The organism is Nonomuraea sp. NPDC052116 (assembly GCF_040680035.1).
Classification (GTDB): Bacteria; Actinomycetota; Actinomycetes; order Streptosporangiales; family Streptosporangiaceae; genus Nonomuraea; species Nonomuraea angiospora_A.
Genome location: NZ_JBFAWA010000022.1, coordinates 217,120 through 235,740, shown reverse-complemented (window position 1 = coordinate 235,740; position 18,621 = coordinate 217,120). Strand labels below are relative to the sequence as shown.

Annotated in this window: 15 protein-coding genes and 1 pseudogene; 6 read left to right on the top strand and 10 right to left on the bottom strand. The window is 68.9% G+C overall.

What is annotated here, in order from left to right; genetic code table 11:
• A partial coding sequence (locus AB0L65_RS37010) for an ABC transporter ATP-binding protein (protein ID WP_364255270.1) occupies nt 1–1,238 on the bottom strand: 1,238 nt, incomplete at its 3' end.
• Nucleotides 1,239–1,401: 163 nt separating this feature from the next.
• Here AB0L65_RS37010 and AB0L65_RS37005 point away from each other — a divergent pair.
• Nucleotides 1,402–1,923: a snapalysin family zinc-dependent metalloprotease gene (locus tag AB0L65_RS37005; protein WP_350733745.1), complete on the top strand. Its 522-nt coding sequence runs from the start codon at nt 1,402–1,404 to the stop codon at nt 1,921–1,923.
• Between the two features lie 99 nt (nt 1,924–2,022).
• On the opposite strand, the gene AB0L65_RS37000 is transcribed toward AB0L65_RS37005, so the two are convergent.
• Nucleotides 2,023–4,461, bottom strand: coding sequence for a glycoside hydrolase family 3 N-terminal domain-containing protein (locus AB0L65_RS37000; RefSeq protein ID WP_364255267.1), 2,439 nt, complete (start codon nt 4,459–4,461; stop codon nt 2,023–2,025).
• A 123-nt stretch (nt 4,462–4,584) separates the two neighbouring features.
• The gene (locus AB0L65_RS36995; protein WP_364255264.1) at nt 4,585–4,992 is read right to left on the bottom strand and encodes a nuclear transport factor 2 family protein; all 408 of its coding nucleotides are present in this window, start codon (nt 4,990–4,992) and stop codon (nt 4,585–4,587) included.
• Nucleotides 4,993–5,101: 109 nt separating this feature from the next.
• Between AB0L65_RS36995 and AB0L65_RS36990 the strand changes: the two genes are divergently transcribed.
• A complete protein-coding gene (locus AB0L65_RS36990) occupies nt 5,102–5,680 on the top strand; it encodes a helix-turn-helix domain-containing protein (RefSeq protein ID WP_364255279.1) in 579 nt (192 codons plus the stop codon).
• 217 nt (nt 5,681–5,897) lie between these two features.
• Here the strand turns inward: AB0L65_RS36990 and AB0L65_RS36985 are convergent.
• Nucleotides 5,898–5,987, bottom strand: a pseudogene (locus AB0L65_RS36985) (zinc ribbon domain-containing protein); the annotation flags it as partial.
• A gap of 443 nt (nt 5,988–6,430) precedes the next feature.
• Between AB0L65_RS36985 and AB0L65_RS36980 the strand changes: the two are divergent.
• Entirely contained in the window at nt 6,431–6,844 is a 414-nt protein-coding gene (locus AB0L65_RS36980; protein ID WP_364255261.1) for a peptidase inhibitor family I36 protein, read from the top strand.
• On the opposite strand, the gene AB0L65_RS36975 is transcribed toward AB0L65_RS36980, so the two are convergent.
• Both AB0L65_RS36975 and iscB read right to left on the bottom strand, forming a co-directional pair.
• The gene (locus tag AB0L65_RS36975; RefSeq protein WP_364255258.1) at nt 6,845–7,495 is read right to left on the bottom strand and encodes a helix-turn-helix domain-containing protein; all 651 of its coding nucleotides are present in this window, start codon (nt 7,493–7,495) and stop codon (nt 6,845–6,847) included.
• 28 nt (nt 7,496–7,523) lie between these two features.
• Entirely contained in the window at nt 7,524–8,846 is a 1,323-nt protein-coding gene (iscB, locus tag AB0L65_RS36970; RefSeq protein ID WP_364255256.1) for an RNA-guided endonuclease IscB, read from the bottom strand.
• Between the two features lie 425 nt (nt 8,847–9,271).
• On the opposite strand from iscB, the gene AB0L65_RS36965 reads away from it, so the two are divergent.
• Both AB0L65_RS36965 and AB0L65_RS36960 read left to right on the top strand, forming a co-directional pair.
• Nucleotides 9,272–10,321 carry a saccharopine dehydrogenase NADP-binding domain-containing protein gene (locus AB0L65_RS36965; RefSeq protein ID WP_364255253.1) on the top strand — a complete coding sequence of 350 codons (1,050 nt, stop codon included), beginning with the start codon at nt 9,272–9,274 and terminating at the stop codon, nt 10,319–10,321.
• On the top strand, nt 10,318–11,226 hold the full coding sequence (locus AB0L65_RS36960; protein WP_364255250.1) for an NAD(P)H-binding protein: 909 nt from the start codon (nt 10,318–10,320) through the stop codon (nt 11,224–11,226). Before AB0L65_RS36965 ends, AB0L65_RS36960 begins: the two co-directional genes overlap by 4 nt.
• Here AB0L65_RS36960 and AB0L65_RS36955 read toward each other — a convergent pair.
• The 4 genes from AB0L65_RS36955 to AB0L65_RS36940 are packed head-to-tail and all read right to left on the bottom strand — an operon-like array spanning nt 11,193 to nt 16,786.
• Nucleotides 11,193–12,905 carry an ABC transporter family substrate-binding protein gene (locus tag AB0L65_RS36955; RefSeq protein WP_364255247.1) on the bottom strand — a complete coding sequence of 571 codons (1,713 nt, stop codon included), beginning with the start codon at nt 12,903–12,905 and terminating at the stop codon, nt 11,193–11,195. The two genes, AB0L65_RS36960 and AB0L65_RS36955, sit on opposite strands and share 34 nt — an antisense overlap.
• The gene (locus AB0L65_RS36950) at nt 12,902–14,971 is read right to left on the bottom strand and encodes an ABC transporter ATP-binding protein (RefSeq protein ID WP_364255244.1); all 2,070 of its coding nucleotides are present in this window, start codon (nt 14,969–14,971) and stop codon (nt 12,902–12,904) included. The genes AB0L65_RS36955 and AB0L65_RS36950 overlap by 4 nt, the downstream gene beginning before the upstream one ends.
• On the bottom strand, nt 14,968–15,807 hold the full coding sequence (locus AB0L65_RS36945; RefSeq protein ID WP_364255241.1) for an ABC transporter permease: 840 nt from the start codon (nt 15,805–15,807) through the stop codon (nt 14,968–14,970). Before AB0L65_RS36945 ends, AB0L65_RS36950 begins: the two co-directional genes overlap by 4 nt.
• A gap of 1 nt (nt 15,808) precedes the next feature.
• Complete coding sequence (locus tag AB0L65_RS36940; RefSeq protein WP_364255234.1) at nt 15,809–16,786, bottom strand: ABC transporter permease; 978 nt, start codon at nt 16,784–16,786, stop codon at nt 15,809–15,811.
• Nucleotides 16,787–17,612: 826 nt separating this feature from the next.
• Here AB0L65_RS36940 and AB0L65_RS36935 point away from each other — a divergent pair.
• Nucleotides 17,613–18,620 (top strand): cytochrome P450, encoded by a 1,008-nt coding sequence (locus AB0L65_RS36935; RefSeq protein ID WP_364255231.1) that lies wholly within the window; start codon nt 17,613–17,615, stop codon nt 18,618–18,620.
• Nucleotide 18,621 lies beyond the last annotated feature (1 nt).

Sequence of the window (18,621 nt, the reverse complement as noted above, 5' to 3'; positions counted from 1 at the left end):
TTCTCGCCGACGAAGGCGATGACCTCGCCGCGTTTGATCTCGATCGAGACCTCGCGCAGGGCGGGCTCCTCGGAGCCGGGGTAGGTGAAGGTGATATCAGTGGCCGTGATGCGGTCGAAGCCGATCGGGGCCGCGGCCGGGCGGGGGGTGGTCAGGCGGCGCTCGGCGTCCTCGCAGAACTCCAGGAAGTCGGTGAAGTAGAGGCCCTGCTCGTAGAGGCGGTTGGTGGCGTACAGGAAACTGCTCAGCGAGCTCTGGCCCGATCTGATCGCCAGGACCGCGGTGCCCGCCACTGCCAGCGGGATCGCGGCCAGGGCCAGGAGCACGCCGAGGGCGACGTAGACGAGGGCGGTGCCGAGGCCGCCGAGGGCCTCGCCGACCAGGCGGGCGACGGTCTGGCGTCTGGCCAGTTGGAGCAGGACGTCCTGCTCGGCCCTGGCCACCGCGTCGTACATGCGCAGCAGGAAGCCGCGCATGGTGAACGAGCGCACCTCGGCCGCGGCCTCGCGCTCGGCCAGCAGCTCCGCGATGATCCACTTGCGGCGGCGGGCCGGGATCAGGCCGTACATGGTCGCGTAGCGCATGCGCGCGCTGCGGACCGCCGCCCAGGCGTCGGGCAGGACGGCGAGCAGCAGCAGCGGCAGGAGCACCGGGTGGAGCAGGCCGAGCACGCCGGCCGCGGCCGCGATGCCGACCGCGGCCGTGACCACGTCGATGGCCGACGACACCACGGAGTCGGCCACGCCCGCGCCCCGGCTCCTGGCGCGTTCCAGGGCGTCGTGGAACTCGGGGTCGTCGTAGGCCACGAGCTCCACCCGGCTGGTCAGCCCGTACAGGCGCTCCTCCGTCAGCCGGGTGATCTGCGGGTTGAGGCGTGACTCCGCCCAGCCCGCGCCCGCCTGAACGGTCGTGCGCAGCACGGCCGCGCCGCCGACCAGGGCGAGGCTGGGCAGCGCGGCCAGCACGCGATCGGGGGTCGGGCCCTCGCTGAAGAGGGCGCTGAGGACGCCGGTGGTCGCCAGCAGGCCGAAGGCCGTGAAGACGCCGCCGAGGAGGTTGAGCGTGATCGTGGCCAGGGTGTCGCGCGGGCTCGCGCCCCAGGCCATGCGCATCGCCTGTGTCACGAGCGACGGCAGCCGCCTGGCGATGGTCAGGAAACCGACCTCCGCCATCTTGTCGTTGTGAACATTCCAGGTGGGGGTGGCGATCTCGCCGAGTTCGAGAGGCTCATCCTGCATGCTCTGAGTATGCGTTCGGCCACTGACAGTTTTCATTCGCCTGCTTTCCGCGATGGCCAGGGCCCGCACGCCATATCACCGCGATAGGGGCAATCTGGTACCTCTCCCGGAGCCGGAGTGCGTGCATACCGTGGCGGCACCCCCAACTCCCGGAGGAGGCTCCGTGCCCAGACCCCTTCGTCTCGCGCTCTCCCTCTTACTCGGCCTCACGTTCCTGCTCGTCACCGCGCCCGCGCAGGCCGCGGCCCTGGTCAGGGTCGTCAGGTACGACGCGAGCAGGGCGGCCGAGTTCGTGTCCGTGGTGAACCAGGCGGCCCAGCTCTGGAACTCCAGCGTCGTCAACGTCCGGCTCGTCCAGGGAACGCCCGCCGACTTCGTCGTGTACGCCGACAACGGCTGGCCGCGCGCGCTGCCCACCAGCCTGGGCCGCGGCACGGTCTGGATCGGCCGGCAGGCCACCACGCAGGGCTACAACCCGCTGCGCATCTCCACCCACGAGATCGGCCACATCCTGGGCCTGCCCGACCGGCGCACCGGGCTGTGCTCCGACCTGATGTCGGGGTCGAGCGCGCCCGTGAGCTGCACCAACGCGAACCCGAGCGCCGCCGAGCGGGCCGAGGTCGACCGCAACTTCGCCGGAAGCGCGCCGCAGGTCGAGTTCGGTCAACTGCACGTCGACCGCTGACCTCTCCCGGGTGACGGCGGACGCACCGGGTCCGCCGTCATCCGCAGGCGTAACCGAACATGCCGATCCGCCGTCACCCACACGCGTCCGGGTCCGCCGTCACCCACACGCGTAACCGGACGGCAGGTGGGTGTCGCCGTTCGGGCGACTGGCCTGGAAGCCGAACGACGTGCTCGCCCCCGGCGCGAGCGAGCCGTTGTGCGCGGCGTTGCGGGCGGTGACGGCCTGGCCGGATGTGGTCATCGTGACGTTCCACGACCCGGTGACCGCGTGCCCGGGCGGCAGCGTGAACGTGACGCCCCAGCCGGTCAGGGACGTGGTGCCGGTGTTGGTCACCGCGACCTGGATGACGTACCCGGTGCTCCACTGGCTCTGCACGGTCGCGGCGGCCGTGCAGCCGCCCGTCTGGCCGCCGCCGGACGTCGTCACGCTCACCGTTCCCGAGCGCGGCGAGCGGTTGCCCGCCGCGTCCCTGGCGTACACGGCGAAGGTGTACGACGTGCCCGCCGCCAGCCCCGTGACGGTGACCGAGGCCGTCGCGCTCGTGGCCGCGGCCGTCTCCGTCGAGCCCTGTACGCGCACCACGTCGTACCCGGTCACCCCCACGTCGTCGCCGGCGGCGGCCCAGGTCAGGGTCGCGGACGAGGAGGTGACCGCGGAGGCCGCGGGCGTGCCGGGCGCGGTGGGCGGGGTGGAGTCCCCCTGCCCGTACGTCAGACCGAACCCGTACGGGAACAGCGGCGTCTTCCCGTCCCCGGAGTTGATCGGCTGCTGGGACGCGCTGCTCATCCAGGTCACCGGCAGCTTGCCGGTCGGCGGGACGGTCCCGAACAGCACGTCCGCCACACCCTGCCCCTCGGTGCCCGGCAACCAGGCGGCGACCAGCGCGTTCCAACTGGACAGCTGGGAGGCGATGTCAAGGGGGCGGCCCGAGACCAGCACCACGACGACCGGGACGCCGGACGCGCGCAGGTTCGCGATGGTGTTGAGGTCCACGGCGTCCAGGCCCAGGCTGCCGGGCCGGTCGCCCTGGCCCTCGGCGTACGGCGGCTCGCCGACCACCGCGACGGCGACGCGGTAGGAGGAGTCGATGCCGGTGCCGTCCTGGCTGTAGGTGACGGTCGTGCCGGAGCCCGCGCTGTTCCTGATGCCCTGCAGGATGGTGGTGCCGGGGGTGATGTTGCCGGACGAGCCCTGCCAGGAGATCGTCCAGCCGCCGCTCTGGTAGCCGATGTTGTCCGCGCTCCGGCCCGCCACGAAGATCTTGCCGCTGCGGGCGAGCGGCAGCACGTTGCCGGTGTTCTTCAGCACGACCTGCGACTTGGCGACCGCCTCGCGGGCCAGCGCGCGGTGCGCGGCGCTGCCCACGGTCGAGGTGTACGAGCGGTCCGTCAGCGGTTTCTCGAACAGCCCGAGCTCGAACTTCTTGGTGAGGATGCGCCGTACCGCGTCGTCGACCCTGGCCGTGGTCACCCGGCCGGCCTGGACCTCGGCCCGCAGCAGGTCGATGAACTGGCGCCAGGCCGTGGGGACCATCACCATGTCGATGCCCGCGTTCACGGCGGTGCGCACGTCGAGCGCGGACGTACCGGGGGCGCCGTCGATCTGGTCGATGCCGTTCCAGTCGGAGACCACGAACCCGGAGAAGCCCAGCTCGCCCTTGAGAACCGTGGTGATCAGGTACTGCTGCCCGTGCAGCCTGGAGCCGTTCCAGCTGCTGAACGAGATCATCACCGAGCCGACCCCGCGCTCCACCGCGGCCCTGAACGGCGGCAGGTGGATCGCCCGCAGGTCGGCCTCGGACAGCTGGGTGTCGCCCTGGTCCACGCCGCCCGTGGTGCCGCCGTCGCCGACGTAGTGCTTGGCGGTGGCGAGCACGGACGCGGGGCCGTTCAGCGTGGCTCCCTGCAGGCCCGTCACGATCGTGGCCATGGACGAGGGCAGCTCCGGCGTCTCGCCGAACGACTCGTACGTGCGGCCCCACCGGTCGTTGCGGGCCACGCACAGGCAGGGGGCGAAGTCCCAGTCGACGCCGGTGCCCGACACCTCCTCGGCCACCGCCCGGCCGATGCGCTCGACGAGGGCGGGGTCCCGGGTGGCGCCGAGGCCGATGTTGTGCGGGAAGATCGTGGCGCCGACGACGTTGTTGTGGCCGTGCACGGCGTCCGCCCCGTAGAGGATGGGGATGCGGAGCGGCGTGGCCAGGGCCGCGTTCTGGTATCCGTCGTACATGTCCGCCCAGGACGCGGCCGTGTTGGGCGACGGCGCGGAGCCGCCGCCCGACAGCACCGAGCCGAGCCGGTACGTGGTGACGTCGGAGTTGACGACCGAGCCGCGCTCGGCCTGGGTCATCTGGCCGAGCTTCTCGTCCAGCGTCATCCTGGACATGAGGTCGGCCACCTGGGTGGGCACCGGAAGGCTCGGGTCCTGGTAGGGGGCGGCCCCATACCAGGACACGGCGGACGCGCGGGGAACGACCAGTCCGGCGGCGACGAGCAGCGGCACGGCCGCCCTGATCGCCCACTGTCTGCTGCTCATGGCACGTCCAGGGGTTGAGGGCCGCAATTGGGAGCGCTCCCACAACTCTAGAACACGCCGCTGCCGCCGCCCAGGGCCCAGCCCGCACCCACAACCCTCAACAGCGCAAACGGGGTGAAAGTTTCACCCCTGCTTACGGGCGAACGGCGGCGGCGCGGACGGGTCCTGCAGCGGACCGCTGAGCTGGATGTTGGCGATCGCCCAACGCTCGCCCTGCTTGACGGCGACCAGGGTCAGTCGGAACGAGTCGTTGACCTCGTGTCCTCTGACCGAAGTGCGCTGCTCCTGCACGCCGCCCACGATCGCGGTGTCGCCGTGGAGGCGCACCTGCGGGTCGAGGATCTCGAAGTGGTGGTTCTTCAGGTCGCCCCGGTGCCGGTCCGCCCACTGCCGTTTGTCCAGCTTGAACCCCACAGGACCGATTCCCGCGAAGTCCTCGCCGAGGAGGTCGTCGAAGGCGTCCGCGTCACCGTCGAACTCGGCCCGCGCCCAGCGGCGGACGAGGTCGAGCACCTGCTCCTGACTGTTCATGATCTGCCCCTCTCTTAACCGGGGAAAATCTCCCCATTTAAATCTGGCAGATACCGGCAACTGGCACAACCCCAACCGGGGAGTTTTCCCCCATATGCTGGTGAGTGTGATGACCAAGCCCATGCGGGCCGACGCGCGGCGCAACCTGGAGCAGATCCTGCTCGCCGCCCGCGACATGGTCGCCGAGCGCGGCCCCGACGTCCCGCTCGACGACATCGCCCGGCGTGCCGGGGTCGGCAGCGCCACGCTCTACCGCCGCTTCCCCGACCGCGACGCCCTGCTCCGCGCGGTCGCACTCGACGCCCTGACCAGGACGGCCGCCGCGGCCAGGGCGGCGGCCGAAGAGGAGCGCGACCCGTTCGAGGCGCTGGCGCGCTACCTGCGCGCGGCGCTCGAACTGCGCGTCTCGGCCGTGCTCCCGGCCCTGCTCGACGCGGTGGACCCGGCGAACGACCCGCTGCTGGCACCCGTCCGCGAGGAGTCCGCCCGCGCCATACGCCGGATGATCTCCGACGCCCACGCGGCGGGCACACTGCCGGAGGGCGTCACGTTCATGGACATCACGACCATGCTCGTACGGATCTCCCGCCCCCTCCCCGGGCCGCTCCCGGACGAGGCCAAGCACGCGCTCGCCAGGCGCCACCTGGAGCTGTTCATCCACGGCCTCCGGGCGATGGGGGCGGCGTGAAACTTTCATCGCGGCTTTACCGGCTGTGAGGTTGTGCAGATAATACCCGAAGGAAAGCGCTTTCCAACGCCGGGTCCAACATCCAGATCTTGACTTTCTCCTCCTCGTAGACGAGAGGGAGTCCCCACGGTCACCCATGGAAGTTCCTGTTTCACCGCCGGTCGCCCGCCCGAGAGGACTCTCGTTGAGGTCTTGCACCAGCTCCGCAGGCGTTTTACTTGTCCGCCAGCCCGGCGGCCAAGAGGTTGCGGGCCGCGTTCACGTCCCGGTCATGGATCGCGCCACAAGCGCATGCCCATTCCCGGACGTACTCGGCCGAGGCCCGCGACTTCTTGCGCGATTTGAACGTCGGATAGTTGGCCCGCCTGGCGAAGAAGTTCGCGAACGCGGCCTGGAGGTGGCGCCCGCTTCACGGTCTGCGCCACAGTTCACATTCTAGTACATGATCAGTCACTCATCGTGCACACGTTCGATCCCACCATGTCATTCCACTTCCCTTCCTTCCCTGCCCGATTACACCGCCGACGGCGACAACCTCGAGCCAAGCGGCGGAACGAGGACGCGCCGACCGCACACCGAGCCCGGCGGCGGGAGGGACACCTCGAGGGCGCAAGCGCAACGGCGACGCGGGCAGTACCTCAGCACGGACACGGCCCGACGGTTAGCGTGCGGCGTTGTTCGACCCTCTTTCCTGACAAGATCCCGCCCTGTATGTTCGATCCGAAAGAAAGTTTCACCCATGGAGGAGCGTTGGGCAAGAAGCTTCACATTCTGGCATTACCGATCGCCGCCGCGGCCCTGGCGCTGACGGCCGTTCCCGCGCAGGCGGCCGACGGCTATGACCGGTGCCCCACCAACTACTACTGCCTGTTCTCCGGCCTGGACGGCACCGGCGACATCGTCCAGATCCAGAGCAACACCCCCGACCTGGCCGCCCTCAACATGGCCGACCGTGCCAAGTCCGACTGGAACCGCACGGGATCGACCATCCACCTCTACTCAGAGGCGAACTACGGCGGCTGCTCGGCCGTGACCAGTGCCGGCGGGAAGGGCAACTTCTACACCCCGTTCCGCGACTTCTTCAACTCCGTACGCGTCGGCGGGCCGAACGGTCCGGCCTGCGAGACCTTCGTCAAGGCTCAGCACACCGACTCGCACGGCTGATCACGGCCTGAGCGCCGCCAGAAAGCGGTCGGCCTCCGCGGCGAGCCGCGGCAGGTCGGCCGCCGGGTCGGCGGAGCGGGCCAGCAGCATGCCGCCTTCGCACAAGGCACCGAAGACGAGCTGTGCGCTCATGGAGAGACCACCATCGGCCGCACCCGCAACCGCTTTGTCGCCGTCGGCCACATCCCCAACCGCCGCATCCGGGCCGGTCGGCTGTTCGGCTGCCGTGGCCAGGTGGAGGCCGGTGAGCAGGACTCGTAGCGTGTGGGCGTACTCGATCTCGCGGACCGTCTCCCACCCCAGCACCGACGGCGCGTCGAGCAGGACGATCTGCCGGAACCCCGGATCGAGGCAGCGCTCGAGGAAGGTGCGGCAGCCGCGCCGCAGCGCCGCCCACGGGTCGGGCTCCGACAGGGCCGCCCGCTCCAGCGCGGCGGCGACCTCCTCCTGCTCCCCCACGAACGCCGCCCGAAATAGCGCGACTTTTCCGTTGAAGTGGTGGTAGGCCGCGCCCTTGGTCACCCCGGCCTCTGCGGCCACCGCGTCGATCGACGTGAGCGCGTAACCATGAGCCCCGAACAGCTCCCGCGCGGCCCGCACCAGCCGCCCCGTCGTCTCGTCCGATCGCTCTGCCTGGGTACGGCGAACCATCAGATCGCCGCCGTGGAGGCCTCTGCCTTCAGGCAGGGGAGGAAGGAGCGTACGGTCGGCATGATTCCTCCTGGAAGGTGTAGGCGTATCCGTCCGCCCGTTGCAGAAGGCGGACGTGACGGTGGCTGATGCCTTGGACGGTGCCGTGGGCGGTGGTGATGTTGAAGCTGCCGGTGGACCGGACGGCGACGCGGCCAGTGTGGGTGCCTTGCCTCTTGCCTGTGGGGACGACGGCGGTCACGAGGTCGCCGGTGGCATAGCCGAAGAACTGCTTGTGCCTGGGCAGGCGCAGACGGGGGAAGCCGTGCTTGTCAGTGCGGGTGCGGGCGTGGGTGCCGCGGCCGGTGCATCCGACGACCAGCACCATGGACACGGTTGCGGTGATGGCACCGAGCTTGCCCACGGCCAGGGCGTCGAGGGTGTGGGTCTTGGGCAGGTGGTTTCGGGTACGGTTCCACTTGGTACGGCCCCCAGATGCCGAATGAGTGGGGAGGCGGGCGTCGAGTTCCCGCCATAGAGCCCAGCGGGTGGACTGCACTGCAGCGGCGTCCCGGAGTGGGGTCTTGACCTGCGCGAGGATCTTCGCCAGCAGTTGCGGCTTGCGGGCGAGGAAGTCCTCGATCGGCTGACTTCCCTTAGCAAGGTTGCACGCTACACAGGCCAGAGTGAGGTTGGAGACGCGGTCGGATCCTCCCCTGCTTCGAGGGCGAACGTGATCGATGTTCAACGGCACCCCGCTACCGCCGCAGTAAGCGCAGGCCCGCCCCCACTTGGCCAGCAGGTACTCGCGGACCTCGGTTCCGTGCAGGGTGCCGTACTGGTACTCCACGCCTTCCAGAGGCTTGTCGACGGCGATGGCGTGGGTGTCGAAGGCGACCAGCTCCAGGTGCACCGCGCGCACCGGCGCCCAACGTGTAAGCCGGTCTACCCACGAGACGGTGGTGGCCACGCGGTGGCGCAGGGATGGCGCCAGCCAGCCCGAAGATCGGGTGCGGTTCGCGAAGCGGGGCTTGCGGTAGCGCAGGTTTCGGGTGCGGCGGCCGCGCCGGTAGGCGGCCCGCTGCTCCAGCTTCTTCCGAATCGTGGCGCCACGGTGGTCGAGCTGGATCGCGAACCTGCCGCGGCGCTCGCCAGCATGGGCAGTGAACACCGCGATGCCGGTGTGCTTGGAACCCGGGTCAACCCCCAGTTCTACCCCGTCAACTTCCGAGGAGTCGATGGTGCGGTCTTTGAGGCGGATGACGAAGGGCGTGTGCCGGTGGACAACGGCCCTTCCCTTCTTCAGCAGGTGACGGGCCCTGGCCGGAGCGCAGGGCTGCAGCGGGTGCCCGTGCTTGTCGAGCACGAACACGTACGGGTGGCACTCACGTGCCTGCTCCTGAACCTCGCGGTTCGGGGTGACGCCCCCGGCGGCAGGCGAACTGCCGGGGGTCTCCTCTCGCACATGTCCCGCGTCAGGCGCCGCCCTGCGGCGGCCCTCGGCCCCCGTTTCGTCCCTGATCCCGGGGTTGTCTGCTGAGCCGAGTTCCAGAGCAGGCCGCTGAGGAAGCACGGCCTGGTGGGTCTGCTGTCCTGCGCGGAACGTAGCCAACGTCGGTCGCCTCCGTCTCGGTGTTGGCTGGTGCTGGTAACACACGAGCCTCAGCATCTCCGCTGAAGGCCCCCGTCTTTTACACAGGGGATCCGGTTACCGTGCTCCCATTGACTTGCATACTCATGGTACGTAACTTCGAAAGAACACATACGTACCGCCAGTATGAAACATGGAGGTGAGTCGTGTCCCCCTCGTCCTCACCGCGCATCGCCGTCTACGGCGCCACCGGCCACACCGGGCGGCTGGTCGCGGCGGAGCTCAGCGCCCGCGGCAAGGAGATCATCCTGGCCGGTCGCGACGGCGGAGCGCTCAAGGCCCTGTCCGACGAGCTCGGCGGGGCAGCCGTGCACCAGGCTCCGCTGGACGACCCCGCCGCGTTACGCGCGCTCGCGGAGCAGGCGACCGTGCTGATCCACTGCGCGGGCCCGTTCACGCACACCGGCAAGCCCGTGGCCACGGCGGCGGCCGAGGGCGGCTGCCACTACGTGGACCACGCCCTGGAGCAGCACCACACGAAGTGGATGTTCGACACGATGCAGGAGCCCGCGAGGAGAGCGGGCATCACCATGGTCACGGCGATGAGCTTCTACGGCGGGACGGGCGACCTGCTCGCCGCCGCCGTGGCCGACGGCCTGACGGACGTCGAACGGGTGATCGCCGCCTACGCGGTGTCCGGCTGGCGGCTGACCACGGGGGCGAAGCAGACCGCCGAGCTGCTGTTCGCCGACACGCGGCGCATCACCCACACCGACGGCGAGCAGCACGTCGGCTATGTCGAGCCGCGCAACGCCGTGTTCCCGTTCCCGCCGCCGCTCGGTCCGCGCACGATGATCGCCCCCGTCCCGTTCTCCGAGGTCGTCACAATCCCCAGGCACGTACGCGCGCGAATGGTCGAGGCGCAGCTCACGGCGGACACATTCCAGGAGGAGCAGGTGTTCAGCAGCGAGGACGCCGACGCCGGGACCCGGGCGGGCTCCGCGTTCACGGTCGCCGCGCAGGTGATCACCGCGGACGGTGGCAGGGCCGGGCAGGTCAGCGGGCGCGATCTGTGGCGCATGAGCGCGCTGACCTCGGTGGAGGCCGCCGTCCGCCTGGCCGCGGCCCCGGGGAGTCCCGGCGTGTACGGCCCGGCCGAGGCGTTCCCGGCGGAGCCGTTCCTGCGCGACCTGGAGCGGCTCGGCCTGTTCACCCTCACCCTGCCGAAGAAGCCGGACAAGGAGGAGGAGCGATGATCCTGGTCACGGGCGCGGCCGGCGGCCCGCAGGGCTCGACCGGCCGGCACGTCACGAACCTGCTGCTGGAGCGCGGCGAGGCGGTGCGCGCCTTCGTGCACTCCGACGACCACCGGGCCGAGGAGCTGCGCAAGCTCGGGGCCGAGGTGGTGGTGGGCGACCTCAGGGAGATCACGTCGGTGCGGCCCGCCATGCGCGGGATCAGCAGGGCGTTCTTCACCTATCCGGTGACGGCGGGGCTGCTGGACGCGACCGGCGTGTTCGCCGCCGCGGCCAGGGAGGAGGGGGTGGCGCGCGTCGTCGAGGTGTCGCAGCTCGATGCGTCCCCCGGGGCCCTGACGCCGCGGATGCGCCGGCACTGGGTGGCGGAGCAGGTGTTCGACTGGGCCGGGGTGGGCGCGGTGCACCTGCGGGCCGCGGTCTTCTTCGAGAACCTGTCCGTCGCCGCCTCGGGCGGCACGCTGGCGCTCCCGCTGGGGCCCCGCGACACGCGGATCCCGCTGGTCGCGGGCGAGGACGTGGCCAGGGTCGCCGCCGGGCTGCTGCTCGACCCCGGACCCGCCGACCCGGTGTGCCTGGTGACCGGTCAGATGGCGACGATCGGCGAGGCGGCGGACGCGCTCGGGCTCTCGTACGCCGATCTGCCGCCCGAGGAGTGGGAGGCGCGGGCGCTGGGCGTCTACGGCGACCCGTACACGGTCGAGCATCTGACGCACCTGTGGGCGATCTTCCGCCTCATCGGCTCCGGCGACCACCCGCTCTACCGGGTCACCGAGAGCATCGAGCGCTACGGCGGCCGCCCGCCCATGACGCTGGATAAATGGGGAAACCCCCGGCCGAGGAGCGGCCGGGGGTTCCGTGCGGGCGGGGATCAGCCGGTGAAGCCGACCGCCGACCAGTCGTAGTACTTGTAGCCGCGAGCGCCGAAGTTGGCGAGCGTCTTCTTCGTCGCCCAGATCTCCGGGCGCTGGTACAGCGGGATGGTGTGCACCAGGTCCCAGATCATCTTGTCGGCGGCGTTCGCCAGCTCGTAGGCCTTGGTCTGGTCCGTCTCGTTCCCCACGGCCTCGATGGCCTTGTCGAGCTCCGGGTCGTTGCTCTTGGGGAAGTTGCTCTCGGAGCCGGTCTTGTAGATCTGCGGCAGGCCGCCGAGCGGCAGCGGCGTGCCGATCCACGTGAACGGCACCAGGTCGAAGTCGCCCTTGATGATGTAGTCGGTGAAGAACTTGTCAAGGGGGACCGGGCGGACCGTGATCTTGATCCCGGCCTCCTTGAGCATGGCCTGCGTGAGCTCGCCCTCCGTCTTCGCGACGGGGGTGTCCGCCGGGATGACGAAGCTCAGGTCGAACTCCTTGCCGTCCTTCTTCCGGTAGTCGCCTTCCTGCTTCCAGCCGGCCGCGTCCAGCAGCTGCTTGGCCTTGTCCAGGTTGTACTTGCCGATGTCGCCGGAGTTGTCGACGTAGGCCTTGTGGTTGTTCATGAAGACGTGGTTGCCGAGCGTCTGCAGCGGCCAGTCCATGTCCTTCAGGTCCGACTGCGTGATCACGTCACGGTTGATCGCGTACGCGACGGCCTGGCGGATGGACTTGTCCTTCAGGAGCGCGCTCTGGTTGTTGACCGTGATGTGCCGCCAGTTGGGGCTGAGCGCCTTGCGGATGTCCGAGTTGGGGACTTCCTTGGCGCGCTTCAGGTCGGCGGGGGCGCCGGCCGCGATGTCCGTGGCGTCGAGCTCGCCGTTGGCGAAGGCGTTCACCGCGGCGGCGGGGTCGCCGATCGTCCGGAAGATGAGCTTGTCGAGCTTGGCCTTCTTGCCCCACCACTTGTCGTCACGCACGAGGGTGAGCGTCTTGGTGCCCTCGTCGATCTTCTCCACCTTGAAGGGACCCGCGGTGACCGGGATCTTCTGCTTGTAGTCGTTCTCGTACTTGTCCGGGTCGATCATGTGCGCGGCGGGGAGAAGGTGGTTGGTTCCCCGGTTGAACAGACCCTGCCATTCCAGGTACGGCTTGGCGAAGGTGATGACGGCGACCTTGTCGGAGTCACCCTTGGTGACCGACTCGATCTTGTCCCAGCCGTCCGTGGAAGCCGGCTTGTACTTCTTGTCCTTGCCGTTGTTGATCTTCCACGCGGCCTCGAGGTCCTTCCACGTGATCGGCGTGCCGTCCGACCAGTTGGCCTTGTCGTTGAGCGTGTAGGTCACGACCTGCTTGCCCGAGGACGTGTCGCTCTTCACGTCGGTCACGTAGTCAGGGTTCGGCGTGAAGTTGGCCTTGTCGTCGGACAACATCAGCTGCGGCATGATCGGGTCGAGCATGTCCGCGGTGTCGGCCTGGTTGCCGTCAACGTGGTTGATGTTCCACTGGCTGGGCCACTGCCCGATGGGGAGGGTCAGCGTGCCGCCGTCCTTGACCTGGTCGTAGGCGACCGGGTTGATGCTGATCGACGGGGTCTCCGCCATCTTCTGCTGAGCCTGCTGCGACTGCTCGGCACTCGGCTTCTTGGCTGCACCGCCACCTCCGCCACAGGCCGCGACGGCCATGGCCAGGACCGCGATGCCCGCAGCCGCACGGTAACGAACCTTCACTTTTCCTCCTGATCGTCCGAGGCCGTGATGACCTCGATCTCCTCCGCGTAGTGGCAGGCGGCGCCGTGGTCAACGGCGTTCGCGAGCCGAGCAACCGAGGGCTCTTCGTCCACACACCGCCGTCGCTCCGCCTCGCTGAGCAGGGCGAACTTGGGGCAGCGAGTACGGAACCGGCATCCCGATGGCGGGTCGGCCGGGCTGGGCAGGTCGCCTTCGAGCAGGATCCGCTTCCGGGTTCGCTCCATTTCGGGGTCCGGCAGCGGGATCGCCGACAGCAGCGCCTGCGTGTAGGGGTGGGCTGGATGGTCGTAGACGTTCTCGACCGTGCCGATCTCGGCGATCCTGCCGAGGTACATGACGGCGACCCGGTCGGCCAGGTGCCTGACCACCGCCAGGTCGTGGGCCACGAACAGGTACGACAACCCCAGTCTGTTCTTCAGCTCCTCCAGCAGGTTGATCACACCTGCCTGGATGGAGACGTCGAGCGCCGACACCGGCTCGTCCAGCACCAGCAGCTTCGGCTCCAGCGCGAGCGCGCGGGCGATGCCGATGCGCTGGCGCTGGCCGCCGGAGAACTGCTGCGGATAGCGGTCGGCGTGCTCCGGCGACAGCCCGACCAGTTGCAGCAACTCGGCGACCCGGGCGTCCACGTTCTTCCGGCCGTGCGCGCGCAGCGGTTCGGCGATGATGGCGCTGACCGGCATGCGCGGGTCCAGGGCTGCCATCGGGTCCTGGAAGACGATCTGCAGGTCGCGCCTGAGCGCCTTGCGCGCCCCGGAGTCGATCTTGGCGCTGTCCTTGCCGAGCACCACGACCCGCCCGCCCTGCGGCGGCTGGAGCTGCATGATCTGCTGGAGCGTGGTGGTCTTGCCGCAGCCGGACTCGCCGACCAGGGCCAGCGTCTCGCCCTCGGCGATGTCGAAGCTGATGCCGTCCACCGCGAACACGGTGCCGACGCGGCGCTTGAAGACCGCGCCCTTCATCAGCGGGTAGTGCTTGATCATGTCGTCGAGTTCGAGCACCGTGTCGCGCTCGGCGCGCGGCACGCGTACCACGTCGCTCGGCGGGATGACCGGCACGGGGAACACGTCGGCCCCGGTCAGGCCCTTGTGCTCGATCTCGTGCGAGCGGATGCACGCCACGTGACGGCCACCGCCGAAGGGGGTCAGCGGCGGCTCCTCGTCGTCGCACATGTCCACCTTCATCGGGCAGCGCGGCGCGAAGGGGCAGCCCGGCGGCAGCGCCGACGGCGAGGGCGGGTTGCCCTCGATGGGCACGAGCGGCCCCTCCTCGCCGTCGATCCTGGGGATCGAGGCGAGCAGACCCATCGTGTACGGCATCCGCGGCCGGTAGTAGATGTCGTCCACCGGCCCCTGCTCGACCGGCTTGCCCGCGTACATGACCAGCACCCGGTCGGCCATGCCCGCGATGACGCCCAGGTCATGGGTGATCATCACGATGCCGGCGCCCGTCTCCCGCTGCGCGGTCTTGAGCACCTCCAGCACCTGCGCCTGGATGGTCACGTCCAGCGCGGTCGTCGGCTCGTCGCAGATCAGCAGGTCGGGGTCGTTGGCGATGGCCATGGCGATCATCGCGCGCTGCCGCATGCCGCCCGAGAACTCGTGCGGGAACGCCTTGGCCCGCAGGCTCGGGTTCGGGATGCCGACCAGGTCGAGCAGCTCGACGGCCCGCTTGGCGGCCTTGTCCTTGCCCATCTTCTGGTGGACGCGCACGGCCTCGGCGATCTGGTCGCCGATCGTGTAGACGGGCGTGAACGCCGACAGCGGATCCTGGAAGATCATGCTGATCGCCTTGCCGCGTACCTTGATCAGCTCGTCCTCGTCCATGCCGAGCAGCTCGCGGTCGTGCAGTTTGACCGAGCCGCTGACCGCGGCGTTGCGCGGCAGCAGGCCCATGACCGCGAGCGAGGTCACGGACTTGCCGGAGCCGGACTCGCCGACGATGCCGAGCACCTCCCCGCGCTCGACCTCGTAGCTGACGCCGCGCACGGCCTCGATGCCGCCGGGGAAGGTGACGGTGAGGTCCTTGACCTCCAAGATGCTCACGAGTTGCTCCCCGGGTCGAGTGCGTCACGCAGGCCGTCGCCGATCAGGTTCACGGCGAGCACCATGGCCACCAGCAGGCCGGCCGGGAAGACGAACAGCCATGGATAACCGGTGGCGTTGCGCGAGCCCTCCGCGATCAGCGTGCCGAGCGAGACGTCCGGCGGCTGGATGCCGAAGCCGAAGAAGGACAGCGCCGCCTCGCCGATGATCGCGCCACTGACGTTGAGCGTGGCGTCGATGATCAGCAAGGAGGACAGGTTGGGGACGATGTGCCGGAAGATGATCTTCCAGCGCGGGATGCCCATGTAGACCGCGGCCAGGACGTACTCCCGCTCGCGGAGCGCGAGCGTCATGCTCCGCACCACCCGGGAGGTGATCATCCAGGAGAACGCGGCGAGCAGCACCACGAACCACAGCCAGGTGGCGTCCTTCAGCCTCGGCGAGACGATCGCGATGATCAGGAAGCTCGGGAGAACCAGCAGCAGGTCGACCCACCACATGAGCAGCCGATCGGCCCAGCCGCCGAAATATCCGGCGAACGCGCCCACGACCGCGGCGAGTCCGGTGGCGATCAGCGCCACCAGCAGGCCGATGATGATCGACTTCTGCATGCCCCGCAGCGTGACCGCGTACATGTCCTGGCCGATCGAGGTGGTGCCCCACCAGTGGTCGGCGTCGGGAGCCGACAGGAAGGCCATGAAGTCCTTGTCCGTCCAGTCGTACGAGCCGAAGTAGGGGCCGACGTACGCCAGCAGGACCAGCGCAAACAGGGCGACGATGCCGTAACGCGCCTGCTTGTTGCGGAACAGGCGCCGCAGGACGACTTTCGAACGCATCTCAGCTCACCCGCACCCGAGGATCGAGGGCCGCGACCAGCACATCGGACAGGAACGCGGCGAACAGGACGCACACGGCGGTGAAGAAGGTCACCGCGGCGACGGAGTTGACGTCGTTCGAGTTGACCGACTCGACCAGCCAGGCGCCCATGCCGTGCCAGGCGAAGATCTTCTCGGTGAACGTGGCACCGGTGAACATCGTGCCGAACGCGAAGGCGAAGTATGTGGCGGAGGGGATCAGCGCGGTGCGCAGCGCGTGCTTGGTGAGCGCGGTCCTGCGCCGCAGGCCCTTGGCCATCGCCGTGCGGACGAAGTCCTGACCCAGCACGTCGAGCATCATGTTGCGCTGGATGCGGCTGTAGAAGGCGACCGAGCCGAGACTGAGCGAGATCGTGGGCAGGATCAGGTGGTTCAGCCGGTTGAGGAACAGGTCCCAGCCTGCCAGCTTCGGGTTGTACTCGCCGGTGTACTCGATCAGCGTGAACCCGAGCCCGTCGTTGAGGCTGTACGTCGCGATGGCCAGCACCGTGGCCAGCACGAACACCGGAATCGCCATGATCACGAAAGAGCTGACGCCTATTAACCGGTCGCTGAACTTGTACTGCCTCACCGCCGAGATCGCACCCAACGCCACCCCCACGGCGAAGCCCACCAGCGTGCCGATGAGCAGCAGCCGGAGGCTGACGAAGATCCGGCGGCCCATCTCGTCATTGACCGAGCCGCCGTTCCAGGTCTTGCCGAAGTCGCCCGTGATGACGCCCTTCGCCCAGGTCCCGTACCGCACGAGCACCGGGACCTTGTCGTTCATGTTGTAGGCGTCCAGCGTGGAGTCGATCACCGACTCGGCGATGGGAGGTTGGCGGGCCTGATACGCGGCTCGCGGGTTCATGGTGGTGGCCGCGAGCATGTACGCGAGACTCGCCGCGATGGCGACCAAGACCACATTTATTGCCAACCTGCGGAGCAGGTACTTGCCCATTACTCTCCGTTCGCGCTGACGGGGGGCGCGCACGTCCGGGCCGGAGTGGCGTCCCCGCAACGAAAACCCGTCTCGCGGTGCAAAAACCGCTTGCCACGAGATGGCGATCAACGCGCAGAATATAAGCAAAGATGTAACAGTCAGAAACCGTCCGACATAACGGTAAGGTCACTCGCAATAGATCGACATGACCGGAACGATCGCTTACCACACCCCATCTGACCTGCGGAAACGTCCCAATTTAGGCGGATTTTTCGGGATCCATCCGGGGGGTTGTGTCACGAAACCCGGACATAAATTTGCGACTACGCAAAGTGATCCACTTCACGTTGATCTCATCGTCAAGTGAGTTCGGACACCACCTTGACGGCACCCCCCGTACCCCGCTCGGGCGCTCCCCCAACCCTCCGCCGCCGGCATCCCGCCGACGAAGGCCCGTACGAGGCAGGTCGCGGCCGGTCAGCGAGGGGGCGCCACCGTCCCGCGGCCCGCGAAAAACCGGCCCGGGGCACCGGAAAAGGTCACCGTGGGCACCGGTTTACTCACCGAGAGAATTCGCGGTGCTGTGTCGAGTTGACGCCCTTTACAGCACCCCGGTCGCGAGGGATCATCTCTCTAGAGAGCTTGAGTCTGATTAGGCTGGACAGCCGGTTAGAGGGGCCTCTTGTCGGAAATTGTTGACCACGACCCCATTATCTCCCTAGCCTCTCCCGAACTCCTTGCCGACCCCTATCCCTGGTACGAAATCCTCCGCCGGGAACGACCCACCTTTTTCTACGACCGACTTAACTCATGGATTTTCAGCCGGTACGACGATTGCGTCTCCGTGCTGAAGGACAGTGCGAACTTCGCCGCCGACTGGCGCCGCGTCGGTGAGACGATGCCGCCAAGGGCGATCAACATGCTGACCCTGGACCCGCCGGAGCACACCGTGGTCCGCCGGTTCTTCATGGAGGCGCTGCGCGAGCAGGACCACCCGGCCCTGGAGCAGATGATCGCGCGGCACACGACCGAGCTGCTGGCCGGTCTCGCGCACCGCCCGTCGTTCGAGTTCCTCACGGAATTCGCCGAACCGCTGGCATTGTCGACGACCTCCGCGTACCTGGGCGTGCCGATGCCGGATCCGGCCTGGGCCAGCAGGGCCGCCCGGGACATCGTCGCTGGGATGGACGCCGGGCTGTGGCCCGAGCGGGCGCGACCCGTAGTGGCCGCGCAGGAAGAGCTGGCCGTGCTGGTCGAGGGCTGGCTCGCCGATCCGCCGCCCTCCGGCGTCGTCGGCGCCATCGCGCGGCGGGCGGCCGGCAGCGGCGTGGACCCGGACGTCGTCGCCAACACCGTGCGGGGGTTGCTGTTCAGCGGCTACAGCTCCGGCAGCAAGCTGCTCGGGCTGGTGGCGATCGCCCTGCTGCACCAGCGGGCCACCGAGCTGGAGCGGTTCGGCGAGGCCGACACCGCACGCGCGGTGGACGAGCTGGTCCGCTACGCCTCCCCGATCCAGGCGGTCGCCCGCGCGTGCGTGCGCGACACCGAGGTGGGCGGGACCACGGTGCGCGCGGGACAGGCCGTCACACTGTTCCTGGGCGCGGCGAACCGGGACCCCGCGCGGTTCCCCGACCCGGACACGGTGCGGCTGGACCGGCATCCCAATCCGCATCTCGGCTTCGGCCGGGGTCCGAAGTCCTGCCTCGGCTCCCCCTTTACAGCCATCTTCACCCGGGTGGTGCTCCGCGTCCTCGCCGAGCGTTATCCGGGCATCAGGGCGCTCGGCGCGCCGACATATTTCCCGAACCTGACCGCCCGCAGCATTGAGCGTTTCGAGGTTGCCCTTCAGTGAA

Bases quoted from the DNA above. Each gene is read 5' to 3' on its own strand.
- AB0L65_RS37000 (WP_364255267.1), bottom strand. From the start codon at position 4,461: ATGAGCAGCAGACAGTGGGCGATCAGGGCGGCCGTGCCGCTGCTCGTC.
- AB0L65_RS36995 (WP_364255264.1), bottom strand. From the start codon at position 4,992: ATGAACAGTCAGGAGCAGGTGCTCGACCTCGTCCGCCGCTGGGCGCGG.
- AB0L65_RS36990 (WP_364255279.1), top strand. From the start codon at position 5,102: ATGACCAAGCCCATGCGGGCCGACGCGCGGCGCAACCTGGAGCAGATC.
- AB0L65_RS36975 (WP_364255258.1), bottom strand. From the start codon at position 7,495: ATGGTTCGCCGTACCCAGGCAGAGCGATCGGACGAGACGACGGGGCGG.
- AB0L65_RS36960 (WP_364255250.1), top strand. From the start codon at position 10,318: ATGATCCTGGTCACGGGCGCGGCCGGCGGCCCGCAGGGCTCGACCGGC.
- AB0L65_RS36945 (WP_364255241.1), bottom strand. From the start codon at position 15,807: ATGCGTTCGAAAGTCGTCCTGCGGCGCCTGTTCCGCAACAAGCAGGCG.
- AB0L65_RS36940 (WP_364255234.1), bottom strand. From the start codon at position 16,786: ATGGGCAAGTACCTGCTCCGCAGGTTGGCAATAAATGTGGTCTTGGTC.